Annotated in this window: 17 protein-coding genes; 11 read left to right on the top strand and 6 right to left on the bottom strand. The window is 69.4% G+C overall.

Annotated elements, in window-relative coordinates; all coding sequences use genetic code 11:
- The first annotated feature begins 74 nt into the window (after positions 1–74).
- The 3 genes from IG08_RS0104120 (at position 75) to IG08_RS0104130 (ending at position 2,289) form a co-directional block, all read left to right on the top strand.
- Positions 75–734: a cell division protein SepF gene (locus IG08_RS0104120; protein ID WP_030596377.1), complete on the top strand. Its 660-nt coding sequence runs from the start codon at positions 75–77 to the stop codon at positions 732–734.
- Positions 735–806: 72 nt separating this feature from the next.
- Positions 807–1,091 carry a YggT family protein gene (locus IG08_RS0104125; protein WP_030596379.1) on the top strand — a complete coding sequence of 95 codons (285 nt, stop codon included), beginning with the start codon at positions 807–809 and terminating at the stop codon, positions 1,089–1,091.
- A gap of 46 nt (positions 1,092–1,137) precedes the next feature.
- The gene (locus IG08_RS0104130) at positions 1,138–2,289 is read left to right on the top strand and encodes a DivIVA domain-containing protein (protein ID WP_030596380.1); all 1,152 of its coding nucleotides are present in this window, start codon (positions 1,138–1,140) and stop codon (positions 2,287–2,289) included.
- 318 nt (positions 2,290–2,607) lie between these two features.
- On the opposite strand, the gene ileS is transcribed toward IG08_RS0104130, so the two are convergent.
- Positions 2,608–5,757: an isoleucine--tRNA ligase gene (gene ileS / locus IG08_RS0104135; protein WP_030596381.1), complete on the bottom strand. Its 3,150-nt coding sequence runs from the start codon at positions 5,755–5,757 to the stop codon at positions 2,608–2,610.
- Between the two features lie 593 nt (positions 5,758–6,350).
- On the opposite strand from ileS, the gene IG08_RS0104140 reads away from it, so the two are divergent.
- From IG08_RS0104140 to IG08_RS0104165, 6 genes are all read left to right on the top strand, one after another.
- Positions 6,351–7,262, top strand: a complete 912-nt coding sequence (locus tag IG08_RS0104140; RefSeq protein ID WP_030596382.1) for a TraR/DksA family transcriptional regulator — start codon at positions 6,351–6,353, stop codon at positions 7,260–7,262.
- Positions 7,263–7,323: 61 nt separating this feature from the next.
- Positions 7,324–7,935 (top strand): signal peptidase II, encoded by a 612-nt coding sequence (lspA, locus tag IG08_RS0104145; RefSeq protein ID WP_030596383.1) that lies wholly within the window; start codon positions 7,324–7,326, stop codon positions 7,933–7,935.
- Between the two features lie 73 nt (positions 7,936–8,008).
- Positions 8,009–8,953, top strand: coding sequence for an RluA family pseudouridine synthase (locus IG08_RS0104150; protein ID WP_030596384.1), 945 nt, complete (start codon positions 8,009–8,011; stop codon positions 8,951–8,953).
- Entirely contained in the window at positions 8,950–9,420 is a 471-nt protein-coding gene (locus IG08_RS0104155; RefSeq protein WP_030596385.1) for a GNAT family N-acetyltransferase, read from the top strand. The genes IG08_RS0104150 and IG08_RS0104155 overlap by 4 nt, the downstream gene beginning before the upstream one ends.
- A 90-nt stretch (positions 9,421–9,510) precedes the next feature.
- Positions 9,511–11,097 carry a Na+/H+ antiporter gene (locus tag IG08_RS0104160; RefSeq protein ID WP_030596388.1) on the top strand — a complete coding sequence of 529 codons (1,587 nt, stop codon included), beginning with the start codon at positions 9,511–9,513 and terminating at the stop codon, positions 11,095–11,097.
- 68 nt (positions 11,098–11,165) lie between these two features.
- Positions 11,166–11,906, top strand: a complete 741-nt coding sequence (locus IG08_RS0104165; RefSeq protein WP_030596389.1) for an SDR family NAD(P)-dependent oxidoreductase — start codon at positions 11,166–11,168, stop codon at positions 11,904–11,906.
- 3 nt (positions 11,907–11,909) lie between these two features.
- On the opposite strand, the gene IG08_RS0104170 is transcribed toward IG08_RS0104165, so the two are convergent.
- The gene (locus IG08_RS0104170; protein ID WP_030596392.1) at positions 11,910–13,025 is read right to left on the bottom strand and encodes a mechanosensitive ion channel family protein; all 1,116 of its coding nucleotides are present in this window, start codon (positions 13,023–13,025) and stop codon (positions 11,910–11,912) included.
- 117 nt (positions 13,026–13,142) lie between these two features.
- On the opposite strand from IG08_RS0104170, the gene IG08_RS0104175 reads away from it, so the two are divergent.
- Positions 13,143–13,712 (top strand): dienelactone hydrolase family protein, encoded by a 570-nt coding sequence (locus tag IG08_RS0104175; RefSeq protein ID WP_030596393.1) that lies wholly within the window; start codon positions 13,143–13,145, stop codon positions 13,710–13,712.
- On the opposite strand, the gene IG08_RS0104180 is transcribed toward IG08_RS0104175, so the two are convergent.
- From IG08_RS0104180 to IG08_RS0104195, 4 genes are all read right to left on the bottom strand, one after another.
- Positions 13,709–15,370, bottom strand: a complete 1,662-nt coding sequence (locus tag IG08_RS0104180; RefSeq protein ID WP_030596396.1) for an alkaline phosphatase D family protein — start codon at positions 15,368–15,370, stop codon at positions 13,709–13,711. The two genes, IG08_RS0104175 and IG08_RS0104180, sit on opposite strands and share 4 nt — an antisense overlap.
- Before the next feature lie 81 nt (positions 15,371–15,451).
- Positions 15,452–16,261 carry a DsbA family protein gene (locus IG08_RS0104185; protein WP_030596398.1) on the bottom strand — a complete coding sequence of 270 codons (810 nt, stop codon included), beginning with the start codon at positions 16,259–16,261 and terminating at the stop codon, positions 15,452–15,454.
- A 119-nt stretch (positions 16,262–16,380) separates the two neighbouring features.
- Positions 16,381–17,070 carry a hypothetical protein gene (locus IG08_RS0104190; RefSeq protein ID WP_030596400.1) on the bottom strand — a complete coding sequence of 230 codons (690 nt, stop codon included), beginning with the start codon at positions 17,068–17,070 and terminating at the stop codon, positions 16,381–16,383.
- Between the two features lie 79 nt (positions 17,071–17,149).
- Positions 17,150–18,475, bottom strand: a complete 1,326-nt coding sequence (locus IG08_RS0104195; protein WP_030596402.1) for a DUF2252 domain-containing protein — start codon at positions 18,473–18,475, stop codon at positions 17,150–17,152.
- Positions 18,476–18,678: 203 nt separating this feature from the next.
- On the opposite strand from IG08_RS0104195, the gene dnaE reads away from it, so the two are divergent.
- A complete protein-coding gene (gene dnaE / locus IG08_RS0104200) occupies positions 18,679–22,215 on the top strand; it encodes a DNA polymerase III subunit alpha (protein ID WP_030596404.1) in 3,537 nt (1,178 codons plus the stop codon).
- Positions 22,216–22,285 lie beyond the last annotated feature (70 nt).

Genomic DNA, 22,285 nt, shown 5'->3' on the forward strand with positions numbered 1-22,285 from the left:
GGCATAACGACCTCGTGGATCGCGGGCACTTGGCAGTCGTCAGTCGATCCACCACAGAGCGGAGGACTCAGAGCATGGCCGGCGCGATGCGCAAGATGGCGGTCTACCTCGGCCTCGTGGAGGACGATGGGTACGACGGCCGCGGTTTCGATCCCGACGACGACTTCGAACCTGAACTGGACCCGGAGCCCGAGCGCGACCGTCGACGGCACGAGCCGTCGCACCAGTCGCACGGCTTGCACCAGTCCCATCAGGAACTTCGGCCCGAAAGGGACGAATCGGTGCGAGTGGTGCAGCCTTCGATGCCGCGCGACTCGGTGCCCCGATCCGCTTCGCTAACTGCGGAATCCGGGCGTCCGGCGCGCATTGCGCCCGTGGCATCCATCACACAAGAACGCGCAAGCCTGGAGAAGAACGCACCGGTGATCATGCCCAAGGTCGTGTCGGAACGAGAGCCTTACCGGATCACCACACTTCACCCCCGGACCTACAACGAGGCCCGTACCATCGGGGAACACTTCCGTGAGGGCACCCCGGTGATCATGAATCTGACTGAGATGGATGACACAGACGCCAAGCGACTTGTCGACTTTGCGGCCGGTTTGGTGTTTGGTCTTCACGGCAGCATCGAGCGGGTGACGCAGAAGGTGTTCCTGTTGTCGCCTGCTAACGTCGATGTCACGGCGGAGGACAAGGCCCGCATCGCAGAGGGCGGGTTCTTCAACCAGAGCTGAGACACACGACCGGAAACAGCAGTACAAGTAGTACCCAGCAGCACGGAAACAGGGGAGAGGGAAGCACCAGTAATGAGCGTGGTCCTGGATGTCATCTACATCGCGCTGATGTGCTTCCTCATCGTGCTCATCTTCCGGTTGGTCATGGACTACGTCTTCCAGTTCGCCCGCTCGTGGCAACCTGGCAAGGCGATGGTGGTCGTTCTGGAGGCCACCTACACTGTCACTGATCCACCGCTCAAGCTTCTGCGGCGGTTCATCCCGCCGTTGCGTCTCGGGGGCGTGGCGCTCGACCTGTCCTTCTTCGTACTGATGATCATCGTCTACATCCTGATCTCCGTCGTGAGCCGGCTGTGAACGATACGGTCTTGCCGAATGCCGACGACTACGTTGAGGTGAAGAGATGCCGTTGACCCCCGAGGACGTGCGGAACAAGCAGTTCACGACCGTCCGCCTCCGAGAAGGCTATGACGAGGACGAGGTCGATGCCTTCCTCGATGAGGTCGAAGCCGAACTGACCCGCCTGCTCCGCGAGAACGAGGACCTGCGCGCCAAGCTGGCCGCGGCCACGCGTGCTGCTGCCCAGAACCAGCAGAACATGCGCAAGCCCCCCGAGCAGCAGGACCAGCAACAGCAGCAGGGTATGCCCCCGCAGGGCATGCCGCAGCAGGGCATGCGCGGCCCCGGCGGCCCGGTGCCGGCCGGTATATCTGGCCCGCCGCAGCAGCAGATGGGTGGCCCCATGGGTGGCCCGCCCCAGCTGCCGAGCGGTGCGCCGCAGCTGCCCGCCGGTCCCAGTGGCGGCCAGGGCGGCCCGCAGGGTCCCGGCCCGATGGGTCAGGGTCCGATGGGCCAGGGCCCCATGGGTGGCCAGCCCCCCATGCAGCAGCAGATGGGTGGCCCGATGGGCGGCCCCATGGGTGGTCCGATGGGCGGCCCCGGTCAGGGCCCCGGTGGCGACAGTGCCGCCCGTGTCCTCTCGCTGGCCCAGCAGACCGCCGACCAGGCGATCGCCGAGGCTCGTTCCGAGGCCAACAAGATTGTCGGCGAGGCGCGTTCGCGTGCCGAGGGTCTCGAGCGTGACGCCCGTGCCAAGGCCGATGCCCTGGAGCGGGACGCGCAGGAGAAGCACCGCGTCGCGATGGGCTCCCTGGAGTCCGCCCGCGCCACGCTGGAGCGCAAGGTCGAGGACCTGCGCGGCTTCGAGCGCGAGTACCGCACGCGGCTGAAGTCCTACCTGGAGTCGCAGCTGCGTCAGCTGGAGACCCAGGCCGACGACTCGCTGGCCCCGCCGCGTACGCCTGCGACCGCGTCGCTGCCGCCGTCCCCGGCGCCCTCGATGGCTCCGGCCGGCGCGAGCGCCCCGTCGTACGGTGGCAACCCCGGCGGCATGGGCGGTGGCCCGGCCCCGGCTGCCCCGTCCTACGGCGGTCAGCAGCAGATGTCTCCGGCCATGACCCAGCCGATGGCGCCGGTGCGTCCGCAGGGCCCGGGTCCGATGGGCCAGGCTCCCTCGCCGATGCGCGGGTTTCTCATCGACGAGGACGACAACTGACGGCCTGTAGTACGCCTTAGGCGTCGGCAGCGTTCAGGGCGGGGCCCCGGGTTTTTATCCGGGGCCCCGCCCTTTTGTCGGTGCCCGGGGTGGGGGCTGGGCGGGGGTGGGTTTCGCTCGCCCGCGCTTGCGGGGTGCCGCTTCTGTGGGTCGGGAGCCGCCCCAGCGGCACGACTGCCCGCAGCTGAGCCAACCTAGGGGCGCGGGGAACTGCGCGACCAGCCCCCACCGGCCCGCACCCGCACGACTGCCCGTAACTACGGCGGCATGCAGAAGGCCCGGCCACCGCTCGGGGGCCGGGCCTTCGTGCTGGTGCGGCTATGCCTTGCGGAGGCAGAACGTCAGGGACAGGCCCTCGTCCGTGAACGGCTCGCCGTAGGAGTCGTCCGCCTCGCCCTGGGCGAAGTCCGTCGCCAGGACCTCGTCGGCGATCAGGCTCGCGTGCTCGGTGAGCGCCGCGATCACCGCCGGGTCCGTGGACGTCCAGCGCAGGGCGATGCGGTCGGCCACGTCGAGGCCGCTGTTCTTGCGGGCCTCCTGGATCAGGCGGATGGCGTCACGGGCCAGGCCAGCCTGACGGAGTTCCTCCGTGATCTCCAGGTCCAGCGCCACCGTCGCGCCCGAGTCGGACGCCACCGACCAGCCCTCGCGCGGGGTCTCCGTGATGATCACCTCGTCCGGAGCGAGGGTGATCGTCTCACCGTCGACCTCGACCGACGCCGTGCCCTCGCGCAGGGCCAGGGACAGCGCCGCCGCGTCCGCGTTCGCGACCGCCTTCGCCACGTCCTGGACGCGCTTGCCGAAACGCTTGCCCAGGGCGCGGAAGTTGGCCTTCGCCGTGGTGTCCACCAGGGAGCCGCCGACCTCGCTCAGTGACGCCAGGGACTCGACGTTCAGCTCCTCCGTGATCTGCGTGTGCAACTCGCGGTTGAGGGAGTCGAAGCCCGTCACCGCCACCAGCGCGCGCTTGAGCGGCTGACGCGTCTTCACGCCCGACTCCGCGCGCGTGGCACGGCCCAGCTCCACCAGTCGCCGTACGAGAACCATCTGCTTCGACAGCTCCGGGTCGATGGCGGTGAGGTCCGCCTCCGGCCAGGTCGCCAGGTGCACCGACTCCGGCGCGCCCGGGGTCACCGGCGCGACCAGGTCCTGCCAGACCCGCTCGGTGATGAACGGGGTCAGCGGGGCCATCAGCTTCGTGACCGTCTCGACGACCTCGTGCAGCGTGCGCAGCGCCGCCTTGTCGCCTTGCCAGAAGCGGCGACGGGACCGGCGTACGTACCAGTTGGACAGGTCGTCGACGAACGCCGAGAGCAGCTTGCCGGCGCGCTGGGTGTCGTACGACTCCAGGGACTGGGTCACCTGGTCGGTCAGCGCGTGCAGTTCGGACAGCAGCCAGCGGTCCAGGACCGGGCGGTCGGCCGGGGCCGGATCCGCCTCGCTGGGCGCCCAGTTGGAGGTGCGGGCGTACAGGGCCTGGAAGGCGACCGTGTTCCAGTAGGTGAGGAGCGTCTTGCGCACCACCTCCTGGATCGTGCCGTGGCCCACGCGGCGTGCCGCCCACGGGGAGCCGCCGGCCGCCATGAACCAGCGCACCGCGTCCGCGCCGTGCTGGTCCATCAGCGGGATCGGCTCCAGGGTGTTGCCCAGGTGCTTGGACATCTTGCGGCCGTCCTCGGCGAGGATGTGGCCGAGGCACACGACGTTCTCGTACGACGACTTGTCGAAGACCAGCGTGCCGACGGCCATCATTGTGTAGAACCAGCCGCGGGTCTGGTCGATGGCCTCGCAGATGAACTGCGCCGGGTAGCGGGCCTCGAACACGTCCTTGTTCTGGTACGGGTAGCCCCACTGCGCGAACGGCATCGAACCCGAGTCGTACCAGGCGTCGATGACCTCCGGCACGCGCGTGGCCGTCTTCTCGCACTGAGGGCACGCGAAGGTGACGTCGTCGATGTACGGGCGGTGCGGGTCCAGTTCGGACTGGTCGGTGCCCGTCAGCTCGGTGAGCTCCGCGCGTGAGCCGACGCAGGTGAGGTGGTCGTCCTCGCAGCGCCAGATCGGCAGCGGGGTGCCCCAGTAGCGGTTGCGGGACAGCGCCCAGTCGATGTTGTTGTTCAGCCAGTCGCCGTACCGGCCGTGCTTGACGGTGTCCGGGAACCAGTTGGTGTTCTCGTTCTCCTGGAGGAGGCGGTCCTTGATGGCCGTGGTGCGGATGTACCAGGACGGCTGCGCGTAGTAGAGGAGCGCGGTGTGGCAGCGCCAGCAGTGCGGGTAGCTGTGCTCGTACGGGATGTGCCGGAAGAGGAGGCCGCGCTGCTGGAGGTCCTCGGTGAGCTTTTCGTCCGCCTTCTTGAAGAAGACGCCGCCGACCAGGGGGACGTCCTCCTCGAACGTGCCGTCCGGGCGGACCGGGTTCACGACGGGCAGGCCGTAGGCGCGGCAGACCTTGAGGTCGTCCTCACCGAAGGCGGGGGACTGGTGGACCAGGCCCGTACCGTCCTCGGTCGTGACGTACTCGGCGTTCACCACGTAGTGGGCCTCGGCCGGGAACTCCACGAGCTCGAACGGACGTTGATAGGTCCAGCGCTCCATTTCGGCGCCGGTGAAGGTCTCGCCGGTGGTCTCCCAGCCCTCGCCGAGTGCCTTCTCGACGAGCGGCGCGGCGACGACGAGCTTCTCCGCGCCTTCTGGACCCTTCGTCGCGACGACGTAGGTGACGTCGGGGTGCGCGGCGACCGCGGTGTTGGAGACCAGCGTCCAGGGCGTCGTCGTCCACACCAGGAGGGCGGCCTGGCCGGCCAGCGGACCGGAGGTGAGCGGGAAACGGACGTACACGGACGGGTCCACGACCGTCTCGTAGCCCTGCGCCAGCTCGTGGTCGGACAGGCCGGTGCCGCAGCGCGGACACCAGGGGGCGACGCGGTGGTCCTGGACCAGCAGATCCTTGTTGAAGATCTCCTTGAGCGACCACCAGACCGACTCGATGTACTCGGGGTCCATCGTGCGGTAGGGGTCGTTGAGGTCGGCCCAGTAGCCCATGCGGGTCGTGAGCTCTTCGAAGGCGTCGGTGTGGCGGGTCACCGACTCGCGGCACTTGGCGTTGAACTCCGCGATGCCGTACGTCTCGATGTCCTGCTTGCCGGAGAAGCCGAGCTCCTTCTCCACCGCCAGCTCCACCGGGAGGCCGTGGCAGTCCCAGCCGGCCTTGCGGGCCACGTGGTAGCCGCGCATGGTGCGGAAGCGGGGGAAGACGTCCTTGAAGACGCGTGCCTCGATGTGGTGGGCGCCCGGCATGCCGTTGGCGGTGGGCGGGCCCTCGTAGAACACCCACTCGGGGCGGCCCTCGGACTGCTCCAGGCTCTTGGCGAAGATCTTCTGCTCGCGCCAGAAGTCGAGCACGGCGTGCTCGAGCGCGGGCAGGTCGACCTGGGCGGGCACCTGGCGGTACTGCGGCTGCGTATTCAACGAGCTTCCTCCGGCGGACTTGCTGCCTTCCGTCCGGAGGGACGAGAGCCACGACGATCTGTCGTACGCCGTCTTCGGCGCGCTCCCGCGGTACCACCCTCCTTGGCTCCCCGGTGCGCCGTGCACACCAGTGAGCCCCCTCATTGGGGTCGCGATGCCGGTTCTAACGCCCCTCACGGGGTTTCTTCCGGCGGCTCCGGGGTGATCTTCACGTCGCGCTCGCCCCCGGGCTTCCACCGACCCCGGGTCGCTCTGGGCTGCGTACGTCGCTACTCGTCCCCATCCACGCTTCTCGCTCCGCCCAGTGTACGGCGCCGGGAGGACAGCGGCCGACCGGTTTTCCGGTGCCGGAGGCCGAGGGCTTCGCAGGGCCTCGGATGACCCGAATGGAGCGGTACGCGTGTTCGGATTTCGGGACGCGCTGCCCGGCGGATTACCCGGCGGGGAGCTGGGCACAACGGATGCAGGCTTGCGGAGTCATATGCGCGAGCCGGGCGAATCAGGCGGTGCGCCCCGTTGCCGCGGGACTCGAGTCGATTTATCGTCCCAGCACGATTCGCGAGCAAGATCACAATATGTGAAGGGGCCGCGGCATGGTGGCGAAGAAGACCGCCGAACAGCAGTCGGCGTCCGGCAGATCCACCCATGCCCGGGCCTCCGGTGGTGAGGCCAAGGACGCGGGCGGGAAGAAGAGCACGCAGGGGACGTCGTCCGCGGCGCGCGCGGCCAAGGCGGTGAAGACGCTGGGTGCGGCGACGAAGAAGACGGCCACGAAGAGGACGGCCACGAAGAAGACCGCCGCGAAGAAGACCGCGACGAAGAAGTCGGCCGCCACGGCGCCCGTCGAGGGGGCCGAGAGACCGGCCGCCAAGAAGGCACCGGCCAGGAAGACCGTCGCCAAGAAGGCGGCGGCCGCGAAGAAGACCGCTGCCCGGAAGAGCGCCTCCAAGACGACGAGTGCGGGCAGGAAGAGCACGGCCAAGAAGGCGGGCGCGGCGCAGGCCGCGAAGCAGACGGGAGCCACGACGGTGGTTGCGAAGAAGACTCCTGGCACGGCCACGGCGGCGAAGACCGCCGTTCCCAAGGCACGGGTCGCCGCGGCGGTGCCCGGCGAGCTCGCGGTGCGCCCCGGCGAGGACCCGTGGACCCCGGAAGAGGTCGCGGAGGCGCGTGCGGAGCTGACGGCCGAGGCGCTGCGGCTGCGCACCGAGATCACCACGTCCGAGCAGTCCCTGGTGGGCCTGATGCGGGACTCCGGGGACGGCGCGGGCGACGACCAGGCCGACACCGGCACCAAGAACATCACGCGCGAGAGCGAGATGGCCCTCGCGGCCAACGCACGCGAGATGCTCATCCAGACCGAGCGGGCCCTCGGGCGCCTCGACGCCGGCACCTACGGCCTGTGCGAGAACTGCGGCAACCCCATCGGCAAGGCCCGCATGCAGGCCTTCCCGCGGGCCACCCTGTGCGTCGAGTGCAAGCAGAAGCAGGAACGCCGGTACTGAGGGCTCACGGAGGCGTGTCGTACCCTCGTCCTCAGTCAGGTACCTAGGTCGAGGGACTCACGTGGCAGAGGCGGAGCGCATCATCGGTACGCCGGACACCCCGGACGGGGCGGGGACCGAGGAACCGGAGCAGCACTCCGGTCCGGACGGGCGGGGGAGCGCCGAGAGCGCCGAGGCGCGGCCCAGGGGCAAGCGGCGCATCGCCGTGCTGTTCGCGGTCGCGGCCGTCGCGTACGCCCTCGACCTGATCAGCAAGATGATCGTGGTCGCCAAGCTGGAGCACCATGAGCCGATCGAGATCATCGGGGACTGGCTGAAGTTCGAGGCGATCCGCAACGCGGGCGCGGCCTTCGGCTTCGGCGAGGCCTTCACCGTGATCTTCACGGTGATCGCGGCCGCCGTGATCCTGGTGATCGCCCGCCTCGCCCGCAAGCTCTACAGCCTGCCCTGGGCGATCGCGCTGGGCCTGCTGCTCGGCGGCGCGCTCGGCAACCTCACCGACCGGCTCTTCCGCTCGCCGGGCGTCTTCGAGGGCGCGGTCGTCGACTTCATCGCGCCCAAGCACTTCGCCGTCTTCAACCTCGCCGACTCGGCGATCGTGTGCGGCGGCATCCTGATCGTGCTGCTGTCCTTCAAGGGGCTGGACCCGGACGGGACCGTCCACAAGGACTGACGGGACCGTCCCCCGGGCTGGGGGCCTGGGACTCTCGTACGAGAGTGTCCGACCCGTCCGGCATACTCGACGGGTGAGCACCGTTCCCGAGATCCGTACCCTGCCCGTGCCCGACGGCCTGGAGGGCGAGCGCGTCGACGCCGCCATCTCCCGCATGTTCGGCTTCTCCCGTACCAAGGCGGCCGAGCTCGCCGCCGCGGGGAAGGTCGCGGTCGACGGGTCGGTGGTCGGGAAGTCCGAGCGGGTGCACGGGGGTGCCTGGCTCGAGGTGGAGATGCCGCAGGCGCCCGCGCCCGTGCAGATCGTCGCCGAGCCGGTCGAGGGCATGGAGATCGTGTACGACGACGATGACGTGGTCGTGATCGACAAGCCGGTCGGCGTCGCGGCCCACCCGTCACCGGGCTGGACCGGGACGACGGTCATCGGCGGCCTCGCGGCGGCCGGCTACCGCATCTCGACCTCCGGTGCCGCCGAGCGCCAGGGCATCGTGCACCGCCTCGACGTGGGCACGTCCGGCCTGATGGCGGTCGCCAAGTCGGAGCGGGCGTACACCTCGCTCAAGCGCCAGTTCAAGGAGCGCACGGTCGACAAGCGGTACCACACGCTCGTCCAGGGCCACCCGGACCCGACCAGCGGCACCATCGACGCGCCCATCGGCCGCCACCCGAACCACGACTACAAGTGGGCGGTCACGGCCGAGGGCAAGCCGTCCGTCACGCACTACGACCTCATCGAGGCGTTCCGGGCGGCCTCCCTCCTCGACGTCAAGCTCGAGACCGGCCGCACCCACCAGATCCGCGTCCACATGGCCGCCCACCGGCACCCCTGCGTCGGCGACCTGACGTACGGCGCCGACCCGACGCTCGCCAAGCGGCTCGGCCTGACCCGCCAGTGGCTGCACGCCGTGCGCCTCGGCTTCGAGCACCCCGGGGACGGGGAGTGGGTCGAGTTCGAGAGCGGCTACCCGGCCGACCTGCAGAAGGCGCTGGACCAGGTCCGCGAGGAGACGTACGGGTGAGCACGCGCGCGTACGTCGTGCGCGTCGCCGAGGACCCCGCCGACCTGGAGGCGGGCTTCGCGGTGCGCAAGGAGGTCTTCGTCGGCGAGCAGGGCGTGCCGGAGGACCTGGAGTACGACGCGTACGACGCCGTGGCCGTCCATGTGCTGGCGGTCCGCGAGGACGGGCTGCCGCTCGGGACCGGTCGGCTGCTTCACGGCGAGGCGGCCGCGGCGAAGACCGACGGCGATCCCTCGGTGGGCTCGCTGGGGCGCCTCGCCGTGACGAAGGCGGCGCGCGGGCTCGGCGTCGGGGTGGCCCTGGTGCGGGCCATCGAGGACGCGGCACGCGCGCGTGGGCTCGCCGCGGTGGACCTGCACGCGCAGACGCACGCCCTGGGGTTCTACGAGCGGCTGGGGTACGTGGCGTACGGGCCGGAGTTCCCGGATGCGGGGATACCGCACCGGGCGATGCGGCGCGCTCTGTAGCCGAGGGTGCGGAACAGGCTGGTGGGAACAGCGGCGTGGCAGGCTTGAGGTCCGCCCTGTGAACGTCTAGATCTCGCCGGAGTACTGACCGTGGATCAGCTGGCCCTGTTGTTCGTGCTGTTGCTCGGGGCCGTGATCAGCGTCCCTGTGGGGGACCGGCTGGGGCTGCCCGCGCCCGTGCTGATGACGATCCTCGGGATCGTCCTGGCGGTGCTCGACTTCGTGCCGAACGTCGACATCCCGCCGGAGCTGATCCTGCCCCTGCTGTTGCCGCCGCTGCTGTACGCGGCCGTACGGCGTACCTCCTGGCGGCAGTTCACGGCCAACATCCGGCCGATCTTCCTGCTCGCCGTGGCGCTGGTGTTCGTCACCACCCTGTGCGTGGCGGTCGTCGCCCACTCGATCGTGCCGGGGCTGCCGATCGCCGCCGCGGTGGCGCTGGGTGCGCTGGTCGCGCCGCCCGATCCGGTCGCGGCGACCGCCGTCGCCGGGCAACTCGGGCTGCCGCGGCGGCTGGTGTCGATCCTGGAGGGCGAGGGGCTCTTCAACGACGTGACGGCGATCGTGCTGTACAACGTGGCGATCGCCGCCGCCTTGAGCGGGACGTTCTCGCCGTGGCGGGCCGGCCTCGACCTCGTGCTGTCCGCGGTGGTCGCGGTGGTCGTCGGGGTGGCGCTGGGGTGGGGCGCCAACAAGCTGATGGACCTGCTGGACGACGCGACGCTGCAGATCGGGCTGACGCTCCTCGTGCCGTACGCCTCCTATGTGCTGGCCGAGGAGCTGCACGGGTCCGGAGTGCTCGCCGTGCTCACCACCGCGCTGTTCCTCGCCGAGTACGCCACCGACGCCGACGACGTGCTGACCCGGCTCGCCGGGCACACCTTCTGGGACATCGTCGACACGCTGGTCACGGGCGTGGCGTTCGGGCTGATCGGCCTTGAACTGCACAACGCGATCCGTACGGCGTCCGGGCGGTGGGGGGAGATGCTCGGCTGGGCGGCCGCGATCGTGGGAGTCGTCGTACTCGTACGGCTGGTGTGGCTGCTGCCCGCGACCTGGGTCGCCAAGCGGCTGCACGCGAAGCAGGACTACGACGAGGAGATCCCGATGACCTGGCGGGAGACCGTCGTCATGTGGTGGTCGGGGATGCGCGGGGTGGCCTCCGTGGCGCTGGCGCTGGCGATTCCGTTGAAGACCGACGAGGGGTCGGCCTTTCCCGACCGGGACGAGATCGTGTTCATCGCGTTCGGGGTCATCATGGCCACGCTCGTGCTGCAGGGGCTGACCCTGCCGTGGCTGGTGAAACGGCTCGGTGTGCGGGCCGACACCGAGCGGGAGCAGGAGTTCGAGAAGGCGCTGGCGATCCGGGCCGCCAAGGCCGCCAAGCGCAGGCTCCGGGAGATCGAGGAGGTCGAGGAGCTGCCGGATGAGCTGTCCGAGCAGATGCTGCGGCGGGCCTTCGACATCGGTGTGCGGATCAGCCCGGACATGGGGGACGAGGAACGGCGGGAGGCGCACCAGCAGCGGGCGCGCCGACTGAAGCGGATCCGGCGGATCCAGGGCGAGATGATGAGCGCGGCCCGGCACGAGGTGCTGGCGGCGCGGAGTGAGCCCGGGGCGGATCCTGAGGTGGTGGACCGGGTGCTGCGGCACCTCGACGTACGCAGCTTGCGTTGATCTGCCGGTCCCATGGCAATCATGTAAAGGCCAACGACTGCGCGGCCGGCCCTTCGTAGGATCTGAGCATGGCTCGCAACGTTGTGATCAGTGGTGGCGGTACGGGAATTGGGCTCGCGGCGGCGAACGTCTTCGCCGGGGACGGGGATCGGGTTCTGCTGCTCGGGCGGCGGGCCGAGGTGCTGGAGAAGGCCGGTGTGCCGGGGGCGTTGACCTACGCCGCCGATCTCAGCGAGCCGGGCGAGGTGCGTGGGGTCGTCGACTTCGTGGCACGGGAGCTCGGGACCGTGGACGTGCTGATCAACAGTGCGGGGGGTGCCGGGCAGTTGGAGCCGAAGGCCGAGAGCGACGATCCGCTCGACGCCGTCGCCCACAACTGGACCGTCAACTTCCGGATCAACGTCCTGACCGCCGCGCTGCTCACCGAGGGGCTCAAGGACCGGCTCGCCGAGCCCGGTGGGCGGGTGCTGTTCGTCAGCTCCATCGCCGCCTACCGGGGGTCCGGGAGCGGGGCGTACGCGGCGGCCAAGGCGGGGCTGCATCCGTACGCCCATGACCTGGCCCGGGACCTCGGTCCGCGCGGGATCACCGTGAACGTGGTCGCGCCCGGCTATGTCGAGGAGACCGGGTTCTTCGGCGCCGCGATCGACCCGGCCCGGCGTGCGCGGCTCATCGGCGAGACCTCGACCGGGCGCGCCGGGACGCCCGGGGACATCGCGGCCACGCTGCACTGGCTGGCCTCCCCGGGCGCCGGGCACGTCACCTCGCAGGTCATCCAGGTCAACGGTGGTGCCGAGCGCGGCCAGTGACGGTCAGCTCCGTCCCGTCCCCGGCTCGTACGCGCGCCGCGCGGCGGCACGGTCGGAGGAGGCGGGGCGGCCGTTGCCGCGGCTCTGCGGCAGAACCGCGTCCGCCGTGTTGACGCGGGGGAGGGCGTGCGGGTGCTCCTCGGACAGCCAGCGGATCATCTGCTCGCGGACCGTGACCCGCACCTTCCAGATGTCGTCGGCGTCGTGGGCGGTGACCAGGGCCCGTACCTGCATGGTGTTGGGGGTGCTGTCCGTGACGTCGAGCCCGTAGGCGCGGCCGTCCCAGGCCGGGCACTCGCGCAGGATGTCGCGCAGCTTGTCGCGCATTGCGTCCAGCGGTGCGGAGTGGTCGACGTGCCAGTAGACGATGCCGGTCATCTCGACGCCGCCACGCGACCAGTTCTCGAAGGGCTTGGACGTGAAGTACGAGACCGGCATGGTGATCCGCCGCTCGTCCCACGTCCGCACCGTCAGGAACGTCAGTGTGATCTCCTCGACGGTGCCCCACTCCCCGTCCACCACCACCGTGTCGCCGATGCGCACCATGTCGCCGAAGGCGATCTGCAGCCCGGCGAACATGTTGCTCAGCGTGGACTGGGCGGCTACACCGGCGACGATGCCGAGGATTCCGGCCGAGGCCAGCAGCGAGGCGCCGGCCGCGCGCATCGCAGGGAAGGTCAGCAGCATCGCGGCCACGGCCACCACGCCGACGACCGCGGAGACCACCCGCACGATCAGCGACACCTGGGTGCGGACGCGCCGGACCCGGGCAGGGTCACGGTGCACGCGCGCGTAGCGGGTGTACGTCGTCTCGACTATGGCGCTGGTGATCCGGATCACCAGCCAGGCGGCCGCCCCGATCAGGACCAGCGTCAGAACCCGGCCGATGGCGACCTTGTGGGTCTCCAGCACCTTCGTCTCGTCGTACGACCCTCTGAGCATGGCCGCGCACAGCACGAGCTGGTACGGGATGCGGCCCCGGCGCAGCAGACCCCACAGCGGGGTCTCGCCGTGCCGTTCGTCGGCCTTGCGCAGCAGACGGTCGGTGGCCCAGCCGATGAGCAGCGTGAGGACGACCGAGCCGCCGATCACGATCAGCGGGCGGAGTACGTTCTCCATGACCCCGAACCTAACCGCCACCGGGCGGCCGTGAACATGAGACTTCGTGTGACTTCGGAGACGCAGTGGGCAGGGCCGTGCGGCTGCGCTGTCAGAGCAGCCTGGCACCATGGCCTCATGAACATCATGCTCTTTCACTCGACCTACGGCCTCGGGCCCGCGGTGCGCGCGGCGGCCGACAGGCTGCGCGCCGCCGGGCACGAGGTGTGGACGCCGGACCTCTTCGAGGGACGCACGTTCGAGACGGTCGAGGAGGGCATGGCCTTCAACCAGGAGATCGGCAAGGACGAGCTGCTCAAGCGAGCTGTCCTGGCCGCCGCGCCCTACTCGGAGCGGGGTCTTGTGTACGCCGGGTTCTCGCTCGGTGCCTCCATCGCGCAGACCCTCGCGCTCGGCGACGAGAAGGCCCGCGGGCTGCTGCTCCTGCACGGCACGTCGGACATCGCGCCCAGTGCGACCGTGGACGAGCTGCCGGTCCAGCTGCACGTGGCCGAGCCGGATCCGTTCGAGACGGACGACTGGCTGAGCGCCTGGTACCTGCAGATCGGCAGAGCGGGTGCCGACGTCGAGGTCTACCGATACGCCGGGGCCGGCCACTTCTACACCGACCCCGGCCTGCCGGACTACGACGAGGAGGCCGCCGAGGCCACCTGGCGGGTGGCGCTCGACTTTCTCGACACTCTCTAGACCGGGTCGTAGGTGCGTTCCACCTTCTGCGTACCGGTGCGGGTGCGGTACGAGCGCTGCCAGGACGAGGTCGCGTTCGGGCTCGTCCTGTCGGACAGCACGTAGTAGTCCATCTGCGCGCGGTCGGCGGTGATGTCCAGGACGCCGTAGCCGTGGCGGTCGGTGTCGACCCAGTGGACGTGCCGGTTGGCGACCTGGATGATCGGCGCCGCGACCGCGGTGACCGTGCCCTCGGGGACCTTCAGGATGTCGTCGAGGTTGTCGGAGGTCACCGAGGTGACGACGAACTCCGTGGCGGCCGAGGCCGACAGCGGGTAGGTACCGGCGTCCACCGGCACGTCGTTGGCCCACGCCATGTGGATGTCGCCGGTCAGGAAGACGGTGTTGCGGATCGCGTTGGAGCGCAGGTGGGCCAGCAGCTCCCGGCGGTCGTCCGTGTAGCCGTCCCACTGGTCGGTGTTGAGCGCGAGGCCCTCCTTCGGCAGGCCCAGCAACTCGGCGAGCGGCTTGAGCAGGTCCGCGGAGAGCGAGCCGATCGAGAACGGCGAGATCATCACCGAGTTGCCGACCAGCCGCCAGGTCGTGTCCGACGCCTTCAGTCCGGCCTTGAGCCAGTCGAGCTGGGCGCGCCCGGTGATCGTGCGGTCCGGGTCGTCCACCGAACCGCTGCCCGTGGACGCCTGCTGGGAGCGGAAGGAGCGCAGGTCGAGCAGCGAGAGGTCGGCGAGCTTGCCGAAGCGCAGCCGCCGGTAGGTGGTGCCCGCGATCGCCGTGCGGACCGGCATCCACTCGAAGTAGGCCTGCTTGGCGGCGGCCTGACGGGCGGACCAGGTGCCCTCGGTGCCTTCGGTGTGGTTCTCGGCGCCGCCCGACCAGGCGTCGTTGGCGAACTCGTGGTCGTCCCAGATGGCGATGACCGGCGCCTTGAGGTGCAGGGCCTGCAGGTCCGGGTCCGTCTTGTACTTGCCGTGCCGGGTCCGGTAGTCGGCGAGGGTGAGGATCTCGTGGGTCGGCGCGTGCTGTCGTACGACGGTGTCGCGCGTCCCGTACTCGCCGGTGCCGTACTCGTAGATGTAGTCGCCCAGGTGCAGCCAGGCGTCCAGGTCGCCGCGGGCCGCGAGGTGGCGGTACGACGAGAAGTAGCCGGCCTCCCAGTTGGCGCAGGAGACCACGCCGAAGCGCAGGCCGGACACGGCGGCGTCCGCCGCCGGCGCGGTGCGGGTGCGCGCCGCCGGGGAGTCGGTGCCGCCGGCGGAGAAGCGGAACCAGTAGTCGGTGGCCGGTGCCAGGCCGCGGATGTCCGCCTTGACGGTGTGGTCGGAGGCGGCGGTCGCGGTGGTGGAGCCCTTGGCGACGACGTTCGTGAACGCCTTGTCCTTGGCGACGGTCCAGCCGACCTCGGTGTCCGGGCCGAGCCCGGAGCCGGGTATCGCCTCGGAGGTGGGGGTCACCCGGGTCCACAGCAGGACGCCGTCCGGCAGCGGGTCGCCGGAGGCGACGCCGTGCAGGAAGGCGGGGGTCTCGGTGGCGGCCCGGGCGGGCAGTGCGGCGGCGAGGGGGCCGGCCAGGACGGCGGTGGCCGCCGCGGCCCTGACGACCGTACGGCGGCGCGGCGACAGGGAGTTCAGACGCTCGGATGCTCTGTGTCTTCTGGTCACGGACGATCAGGTTACTGATCGGTATTAACGAGAGCGGGCGAACTCGTAAAAGTTCGCCCGCTCTTTGACTTACGGTCAGGCTCAGGCCTTGAGGGCCGCCTCGATCGCCGTGTTGAAGTCGGCGACGGTCATCGGCGCGTTCCCGTCCGAGCCGGTCAGCGTCTTGCCGTCCATCTTCAGGGTCGGGGTGCCGGTCACGCCGTCCTTGTTGAACTTCTCGGACATCTCCAGGGCCCACTTGTCGTAGGTGCCGTTCTTCACGGCGTTCTGGAACTTGGTGTTGTCCTTCAGCGCGGGGACGGTCTGCGCGATCTTGATGAGGTAGTCGTCGTCCTTGAACTTGTCGTCGGACTCCTCGGGGTGCCACTTCGTCGAGTACATCGCGGTCTTGTACTCGAGGAAGGCCTCGCCGCTGACGTTCAGCGCCGCGCCGAGCGCGCTGAGGCCGTTCTTGGAGCCCTCGCCGCCCAGGTTGCCGTCGAGGAAGGTGGCGCCGACGTACTGGATCTTGAACTTGCCGTCCTCGACGTCCTTGTCCACGGTCGAGCCGACGGTCTGCTCGAACTGGGCGCAGACCGGGCAGCGCGGGTCCTCGTACATGACGAGGGTCTTCTTGGCGCTGCTCTCGCCGATGACGACGGTGGTGCCGTTCGTGCCCGTGCTGTTGGCCGGCTTGACGAGCTTGTCGTCCTTCGCCGCCTCCCAGTAGCTGGGCTTGTTGCCCTGGACGACCGCGTAGCTGATGCCGCCGGCTATCGCCAGGACGCCGACTATGGAGCAGACGACGATGACCTGCCGCTTGATCTTGGCGCGCTTGGCCTGGCGCTCACGCTCCAGACGCAGGCGCTCGCGGGCGGCGTTCTTCGCCTGCTGGCTGTTCCGCTTGCTCATGGGTGATCTCCGTAAGGGGACGCGCACAACGTCGTGTGCGGGATACGTATGGGGGACTGGTGGTGCTCAGGTGCTGTTCGAGGCCGCAGGGGCCGCAGAGGCCTCAGGTGCCTTCAGGCTCAGGCGAACGCGACCGAGCACGGCGGTCCACGCCGTCCCAAGGAGTGCACGAGGATCCGGTCGAGGGCGGCGGTCGTACGGCGGCGGGGGCGCACCGGGCGGCGCACCGCCGGGGTCGGCCGCACCGTCAGCGCCGCGGCCGCCATGAGCAGCGGCCGGAAGGTCGTGGCGGCCACCGCGCGCAGCAGCTGGGCCAGCGCCCGCTCGCCGCGGCGCAGCCAGGCGGCGGCGAGGAGGCCGACGCCGACGTGCGCGCCCAGCAGCAGCCAGGCGGTCACCGGGTCGGCGTGGGCGAGCATGCCCGCGAGCCGGTCGGTGTCGGCGCCGGTGACACGGGCCAGCGGGGAGCCGACGCTGCCGCTGCCGCAGAACACGTCCCAGCCGACCGAGCGCAGCGGGCCCGCGACCGGGCCGCCCGCGGCGCCGTAGCAGACGTGCTGGCCGGTGGTGAAGACGGTGTCGGCGGCCAGCTCCAGCGGGATCAGCAGGGCGGCGATCCGCCCGAAGCCGCGCTCGCGGCCGGCCAGCGCGTAGGCGAGCACGAACACGGCGACGGCGACCGCCGCCACCGTGTTGACCGGCAGGGGAACTCCGGACAGCAGCACGTGCGACGCGGTGCTGAGTGTCACGACGAGTGCCGTGAAAAGCGCCGCGCGAAGCGCTCGTAGCTGGGTCCCGGATATGTCCATGGCGGAGGAGAGTCTGTCACGTGGGCCTGTAAGGGACCCCTAAAGGATCCCTGTGAGTGCCCCTACCGACAGCGGATCGTCACAGACCCGGAATCCGGCCGTTGCGGAACAGGTCCACGAAGGTCTGGTGATCGGCACGCGCGCGTGCGCCGTAGCTGTGCGCGAAGTCGGTCAGCAGGCCCGCGAAGCCCTCCTCGTCGGCCGCGATCGCCGCGTCGATGGCCCGCTCGGTGGAGAACGGCACCAGGGACTCGCCGGAGGTGTCGTCGGCCGCCGAATGCATGGTGGCCGTGGCCCGGCCGAGGTCGGCGACGACCGCCGCGATCTCCTCGAAGTCGTCGACGTCGCTCCAGTCCAGGTCCACGGCGTACGGCGAGATCTCCGCGACGAGCTGGCCCGCGCCGCCCAGCTCGGTCCAGCCCAGCCACGGGTCGGCGTGCTGCTGCAGGGCGCGCTGGGAGATCACCGTGCGGTGGCCCTCGTGCTGGAAGTAGTCGCGGATCGCCGGGTCGGTGATGTGGCGGGAGACGGCCGGGGTCTGGGCCTGCTTGATGTAGATCACGACGTCGTTCTCGAGGGCGTCGCTGTGGCCCTCCAGCAGGATGTTGTACGACGGCAGCCCGGCCGAGCCGATCCCGATGCCGCGACGGCCGACCACGTCCTTCACGCGGTACGAGTCCGGGCGGGCCAGCGAGGTCTCCGGCAGCGTCTCCAGGTAGCCGTCGAAGGCCGCGAGCACCTTGTAGCGGGTGGCCGCGTCCAGCTCGATGGAGCCGCCGCCCGGCGCGAAGCGGCGCTCGAAGTCGCGGATCTCCGTCATGGAGTCGAGCAGCCCGAAGCGGGTCAGGGAGCGGGCGTCGCGCAGCGCGTCCAGGAGCGGGCCCTCGGCGGTGTCCAGGGTGAAGGGCGGCACCTCGTCGCTCTTGGCGCCGGTCGCCAGGGCGTGGATCCGCTCGCGGTACGCGCCCGCGTACACCTCCACCAGCTCGGTGATCTGGTCGTCGCCGAGCGCCTTCGCGTACCCGATGAGGGCGATCGAGGCGGAGAAGCGCTTGAGGTCCCAGGTGAAGGGGCCGACGTAGGCCTCGTCGAAGTCGTTGACGTTGAAGATCAGCCGGCCGGTGGCGTCCATGTACGTGCCGAAGTTCTCGGCATGCAGGTCGCCGTGGATCCACACGCGCGAGGTGCGCTCGTCGAGGTACGGGCCGCCCCGCTTCTCCGCGTCGAGGTCGTGGTAGAAGAGGCAGGCGGTGCCCCGGTAGAACGCGAACGCCGAGGCCGCCATCTTCCGGAACTTCACCCGGAACGCGGCCGGGTCGGCGGCCAGGAGCTCGCCGAAGGCGGTGTCGAAGACGGAGAGGATCTCCTCGCCGCGCTGCTCGTCGTTGAGCTGGGGGACCGACATCGCTGGGTGCCTCCTGGTGCATGCGTACGACAGCGTTTCTGTCGTCTCCAACGGGTGGGGTCGTATGAAAGTGCCCGCGAAACCCTCGCTGTGAAGGTACGCGGGGGAGCCTCCGGAGTGTCAGTGCCGAGGCATAGACTTCGACGCTGTTCCCCAGACTGTCCGCCAGCCTGTCGCCCAGTGTTTTCCATGGAGGCCACGCCGTGTCAAAGCCGCCGTTCACGCACCTGCACGTCCACACCCAGTACTCCCTGCTGGACGGTGCCGCGCGGCTCAAGGACATGTTCAACGCGTGCAACGAGATGGGCATGACCCATATCGCCATGTCCGACCACGGCAACCTCCACGGGGCGTACGACTTCTTCCACACCGCGAAGAAGGCCGGAGTCACCCCGATCATCGGCATCGAGGCGTATGTCGCCCCCGAGTCGCGGCGCAACAAGCGCAAGATCCAGTGGGGCCAGCCGCACCAGAAGCGGGACGACGTCTCCGGTTCGGGTGGTTACACCCACAAGACGATCTGGGCGGCCAACGCGACCGGGCTGCACAACCTCTTCCGCCTCTCCTCGGACGCGTACGCCGAGGGCTGGCTGCAGAAATGGCCCCGGATGGACAAGGAGACCATCTCCCAGTGGTCCGAGGGGCTCATCGCCTCCACCGGCTGCCCCTCCGGCGAGCTCCAGACCCGGCTGCGCCTCGGCCAGTTCGACGAGGCGCTGAAGGCGGCCTCCGAGTACCAGGACATCTTCGGCAAGGACCGCTACTTCCTGGAGCTGATGGACCACGGCATCGAGATCGAACGCCGGGTCCGTGACGGCCTCCTGGAGATCGGCAAGAAGCTCGGCATCCCGCCGCTGGTCACCAACGACTCGCACTACACGTACGCGCACGAGGCGACCGCCCACGACGCCCTGCTGTGCATCCAGACCGGCAAGAACCTCTCCGACCCGGACCGCTTCCGCTTCGACGGCACCGGCTACTACCTGAAGTCCACGGACGAGATGTACGCCGTCGACTCCTCGGACGCCTGGCAGCAGGGCTGCGCCAACACCCTCCTGGTCGCCGAGCAGATCGACACCACCGGCATGTTCGAGGCGAAGAACCTCATGCCGAAGTTCGACATCCCCGAGGGCTTCACCGAGGTCACCTGGTTCAAGGAGGAGGTCCGCCTCGGCATGAACCGCCGTTTCCCCGGCGGCATCCCCGACGACCGGCAGAAGCAGGTCGAGTACGAGATGGACGTCATCATCCAGATGGGGTTCCCGGGCTACTTCCTCGTCGTCGCCGACTTCATCATGTGGGCCAAGAAGAACGGCATCGCGGTCGGCCCCGGCCGAGGCTCCGCGGCCGGCTCGATCGTCGCCTACGCCATGGGCATCACCGACCTCGACCCGATCCCGCACGGCCTGATCTTCGAGCGGTTCCTCAACCCCGAGCGCGTCTCCATGCCCGACGTCGACATCGACTTCGACGAGCGCAGGCGCGTCGAGGTCATCAGGTACGTGACGGAGAAGTACGGCGCCGACAAGGTCGCCATGATCGGCACCTACGGCAAGATCAAGGCCAAGAACGCGATCAAGGACTCCGCGCGCGTGCTGGGCTACCCGTACGCCATGGGCGACCGCCTCACCAAGGCGATGCCCGCGGACGTCCTCGGCAAGGGCATCGACCTCAGCGGCATCACCGACCCCTCGCACCCCCGCTACAGCGAGGCCGGCGAGATCCGGGCGATGTACGAGAACGAACCGGACGTGAAGAAGGTCATCGACACCGCCAAGGGCGTCGAGGGCCTGGTCCGGCAGATGGGCGTGCACGCCGCCGGCGTCATCATGTCCAGCGAGCCCATCGTCGACCACGCCCCGATCTGGGTGCGGCACACGGACGGTGTGACCATCACGCAGTGGGACTACCCGCAGTGCGAGTCGCTCGGCCTGCTGAAGATGGACTTCCTCGGCCTGCGCAACCTGACGATCATGGACGACGCCGTCAAGATGGTGAAGTCCAACAAGGGCATCGACCTCGACCTGTTGAGCCTCCCGCTCGATGATCCGACGACCTTCGAACTCCTCCAACGCGGCGAGACCCTCGGCGTCTTCCAGTTCGACGGCGGCCCCATGCGCTCGCTGCTGCGCCTGATGAAGCCCGACAACTTCGAGGACATCTCCGCCGTCTCGGCGCTCTACCGTCCCGGCCCGATGGGCATGGACTCGCACACGAACTACGCGCTCCGCAAGAACAAGCTCCAGGAGATCACCCCGATCCACAAGGAGCTGGAGGAGCCCCTCGAAGAGGTCCTGGCGGTCACCTACGGCCTGATCGTCTACCAGGAGCAGGTGCAGAAGGCCGCCCAGATCATCGCCGGTTACTCGCTCGGCGAGGCCGACATCCTCCGCCGCGTGATGGGCAAGAAGAAGCCCGACGAGCTGGCCAAGAACTTCACCATCTTCCAGGCCGGCGCCAAGAAGAACGGCTACAGTGACGAGGCGATCAAGGCCCTGTGGGACGTGCTGGTCCCCTTCGCCGGCTACGCCTTCAACAAGGCGCACTCGGCCGCGTACGGCCTGGTCTCGTACTGGACCGCCTATCTGAAGGCGAACCACCCCGCCGAGTACATGGCCGGGCTGCTCACCTCGGTCAAGGACGACAAGGACAAGTCGGCCGTCTACCTCAACGAGTGCCGGCGCATGGGCATCAAGGTGCTCCCGCCGAACGTCAACGAGTCGGTGCACAACTTCGCCGCGCAGGGCGACGACGTGATCCTCTTCGGCCTCGAGGCCGTCCGTAACGTCGGCACCAACGTCGTCGAGTCGATCATCAAGTCCCGCAAGGCCAAGGGGAAGTACGCCTCCTTCCCCGACTACCTCGACAAGGTCGAGGCGGTCGCCTGCAACAAGCGCACCACGGAGTCGCTGATCAAGGCGGGCGCCTTCGACACCATGGGGCACACCCGCAAGGGCCTCACCGCGCAGTTCGAGCCGATGATCGACAACGTCGTGCAGGTCAAGCGCAAGGAGGCCGAGGGCCAGTTCGACCTCTTCGGCGGGGGCGAGGAGGAGAACGGCGAGCCCGGCTTCGGACTCGACGTGGAGTTCACCACCGAGGAGTGGGACAAGGTCTACCTGCTCGCCCAGGAGCGGGAGATGCTCGGTCTGTACGTCTCCGACCACCCGCTCTTCGGCCTGGAGCACGTCCTGTCCGACAAGGCCGACGCGGGCATCTCCCAGCTCACCGGAGGTGAGCACTCCGACGGCGCGGTCGTCACCATCGGTGGCATCATCTCGGGCCTGCAGCGCAAGATGACCAAGCAGGGCAACGCCTGGGCGATCGCCACCGTGGAGGACCTCGCGGGCTCGATCGAGTGCATGTTCTTCCCGGCGACCTACCAGCTGGTGTCGACCCAACTCGTCGAGGACGCCGTCGTCTTCGTCAAGGGCCGCCTCGACAAGCGTGAGGACGTGCCCCGCCTGGTCGCGATGGAGCTCCAGGTGCCGGACCTGTCCAACGCGGGCACCAACGCGCCCGTGATCCTCACCATCCCGGCCACCAGGGTCACTCCGCCGATGATCAACCGCCTCGGCGAGATCCTCACCCATCACAAGGGCGACAGCGAGGTCCGGATCAAGCTCCAGGGGCCGACCAAGACGACGGTTCTACGGCTGGACCGGCACCGTGTGAAGCCGGACCCGGCGCTGTTCGGTGACTTGAAGGTGCTGCTCGGACCGTCCTGCCTGGCGGGCTGAGCCGTAAGGACGAAGAAGAGGGGCGCATCCGCCAACGGATGCGCCCCTCTCTGTGTGCCTGGGTCTCAAC

The sequence above is a fragment of the Streptomyces fulvoviolaceus genome (assembly GCF_000718165.1).
In the GTDB taxonomy this organism is placed as follows: Bacteria; Actinomycetota; Actinomycetes; order Streptomycetales; family Streptomycetaceae; genus Streptomyces; species Streptomyces fulvoviolaceus.

Bases quoted from the DNA above. Each gene is read 5' to 3' on its own strand.
- IG08_RS0104190 (WP_030596400.1), bottom strand. From the start codon at position 17,070: ATGGACATATCCGGGACCCAGCTACGAGCGCTTCGCGCGGCGCTTTTC.
- IG08_RS0104130 (WP_030596380.1), top strand. From the start codon at position 1,138: ATGCCGTTGACCCCCGAGGACGTGCGGAACAAGCAGTTCACGACCGTC.
- IG08_RS0104165 (WP_030596389.1), top strand. From the start codon at position 11,166: ATGGCTCGCAACGTTGTGATCAGTGGTGGCGGTACGGGAATTGGGCTC.
- IG08_RS0104170 (WP_030596392.1), bottom strand. From the start codon at position 13,025: ATGGAGAACGTACTCCGCCCGCTGATCGTGATCGGCGGCTCGGTCGTC.
- IG08_RS0104125 (WP_030596379.1), top strand. From the start codon at position 807: ATGAGCGTGGTCCTGGATGTCATCTACATCGCGCTGATGTGCTTCCTC.
- IG08_RS0104120 (WP_030596377.1), top strand. From the start codon at position 75: ATGGCCGGCGCGATGCGCAAGATGGCGGTCTACCTCGGCCTCGTGGAG.
- IG08_RS0104195 (WP_030596402.1), bottom strand. From the start codon at position 18,475: ATGTCGGTCCCCCAGCTCAACGACGAGCAGCGCGGCGAGGAGATCCTC.
- IG08_RS0104185 (WP_030596398.1), bottom strand. From the start codon at position 16,261: ATGAGCAAGCGGAACAGCCAGCAGGCGAAGAACGCCGCCCGCGAGCGC.
- IG08_RS0104140 (WP_030596382.1), top strand. From the start codon at position 6,351: ATGGTGGCGAAGAAGACCGCCGAACAGCAGTCGGCGTCCGGCAGATCC.
- IG08_RS0104175 (WP_030596393.1), top strand. From the start codon at position 13,143: ATGAACATCATGCTCTTTCACTCGACCTACGGCCTCGGGCCCGCGGTG.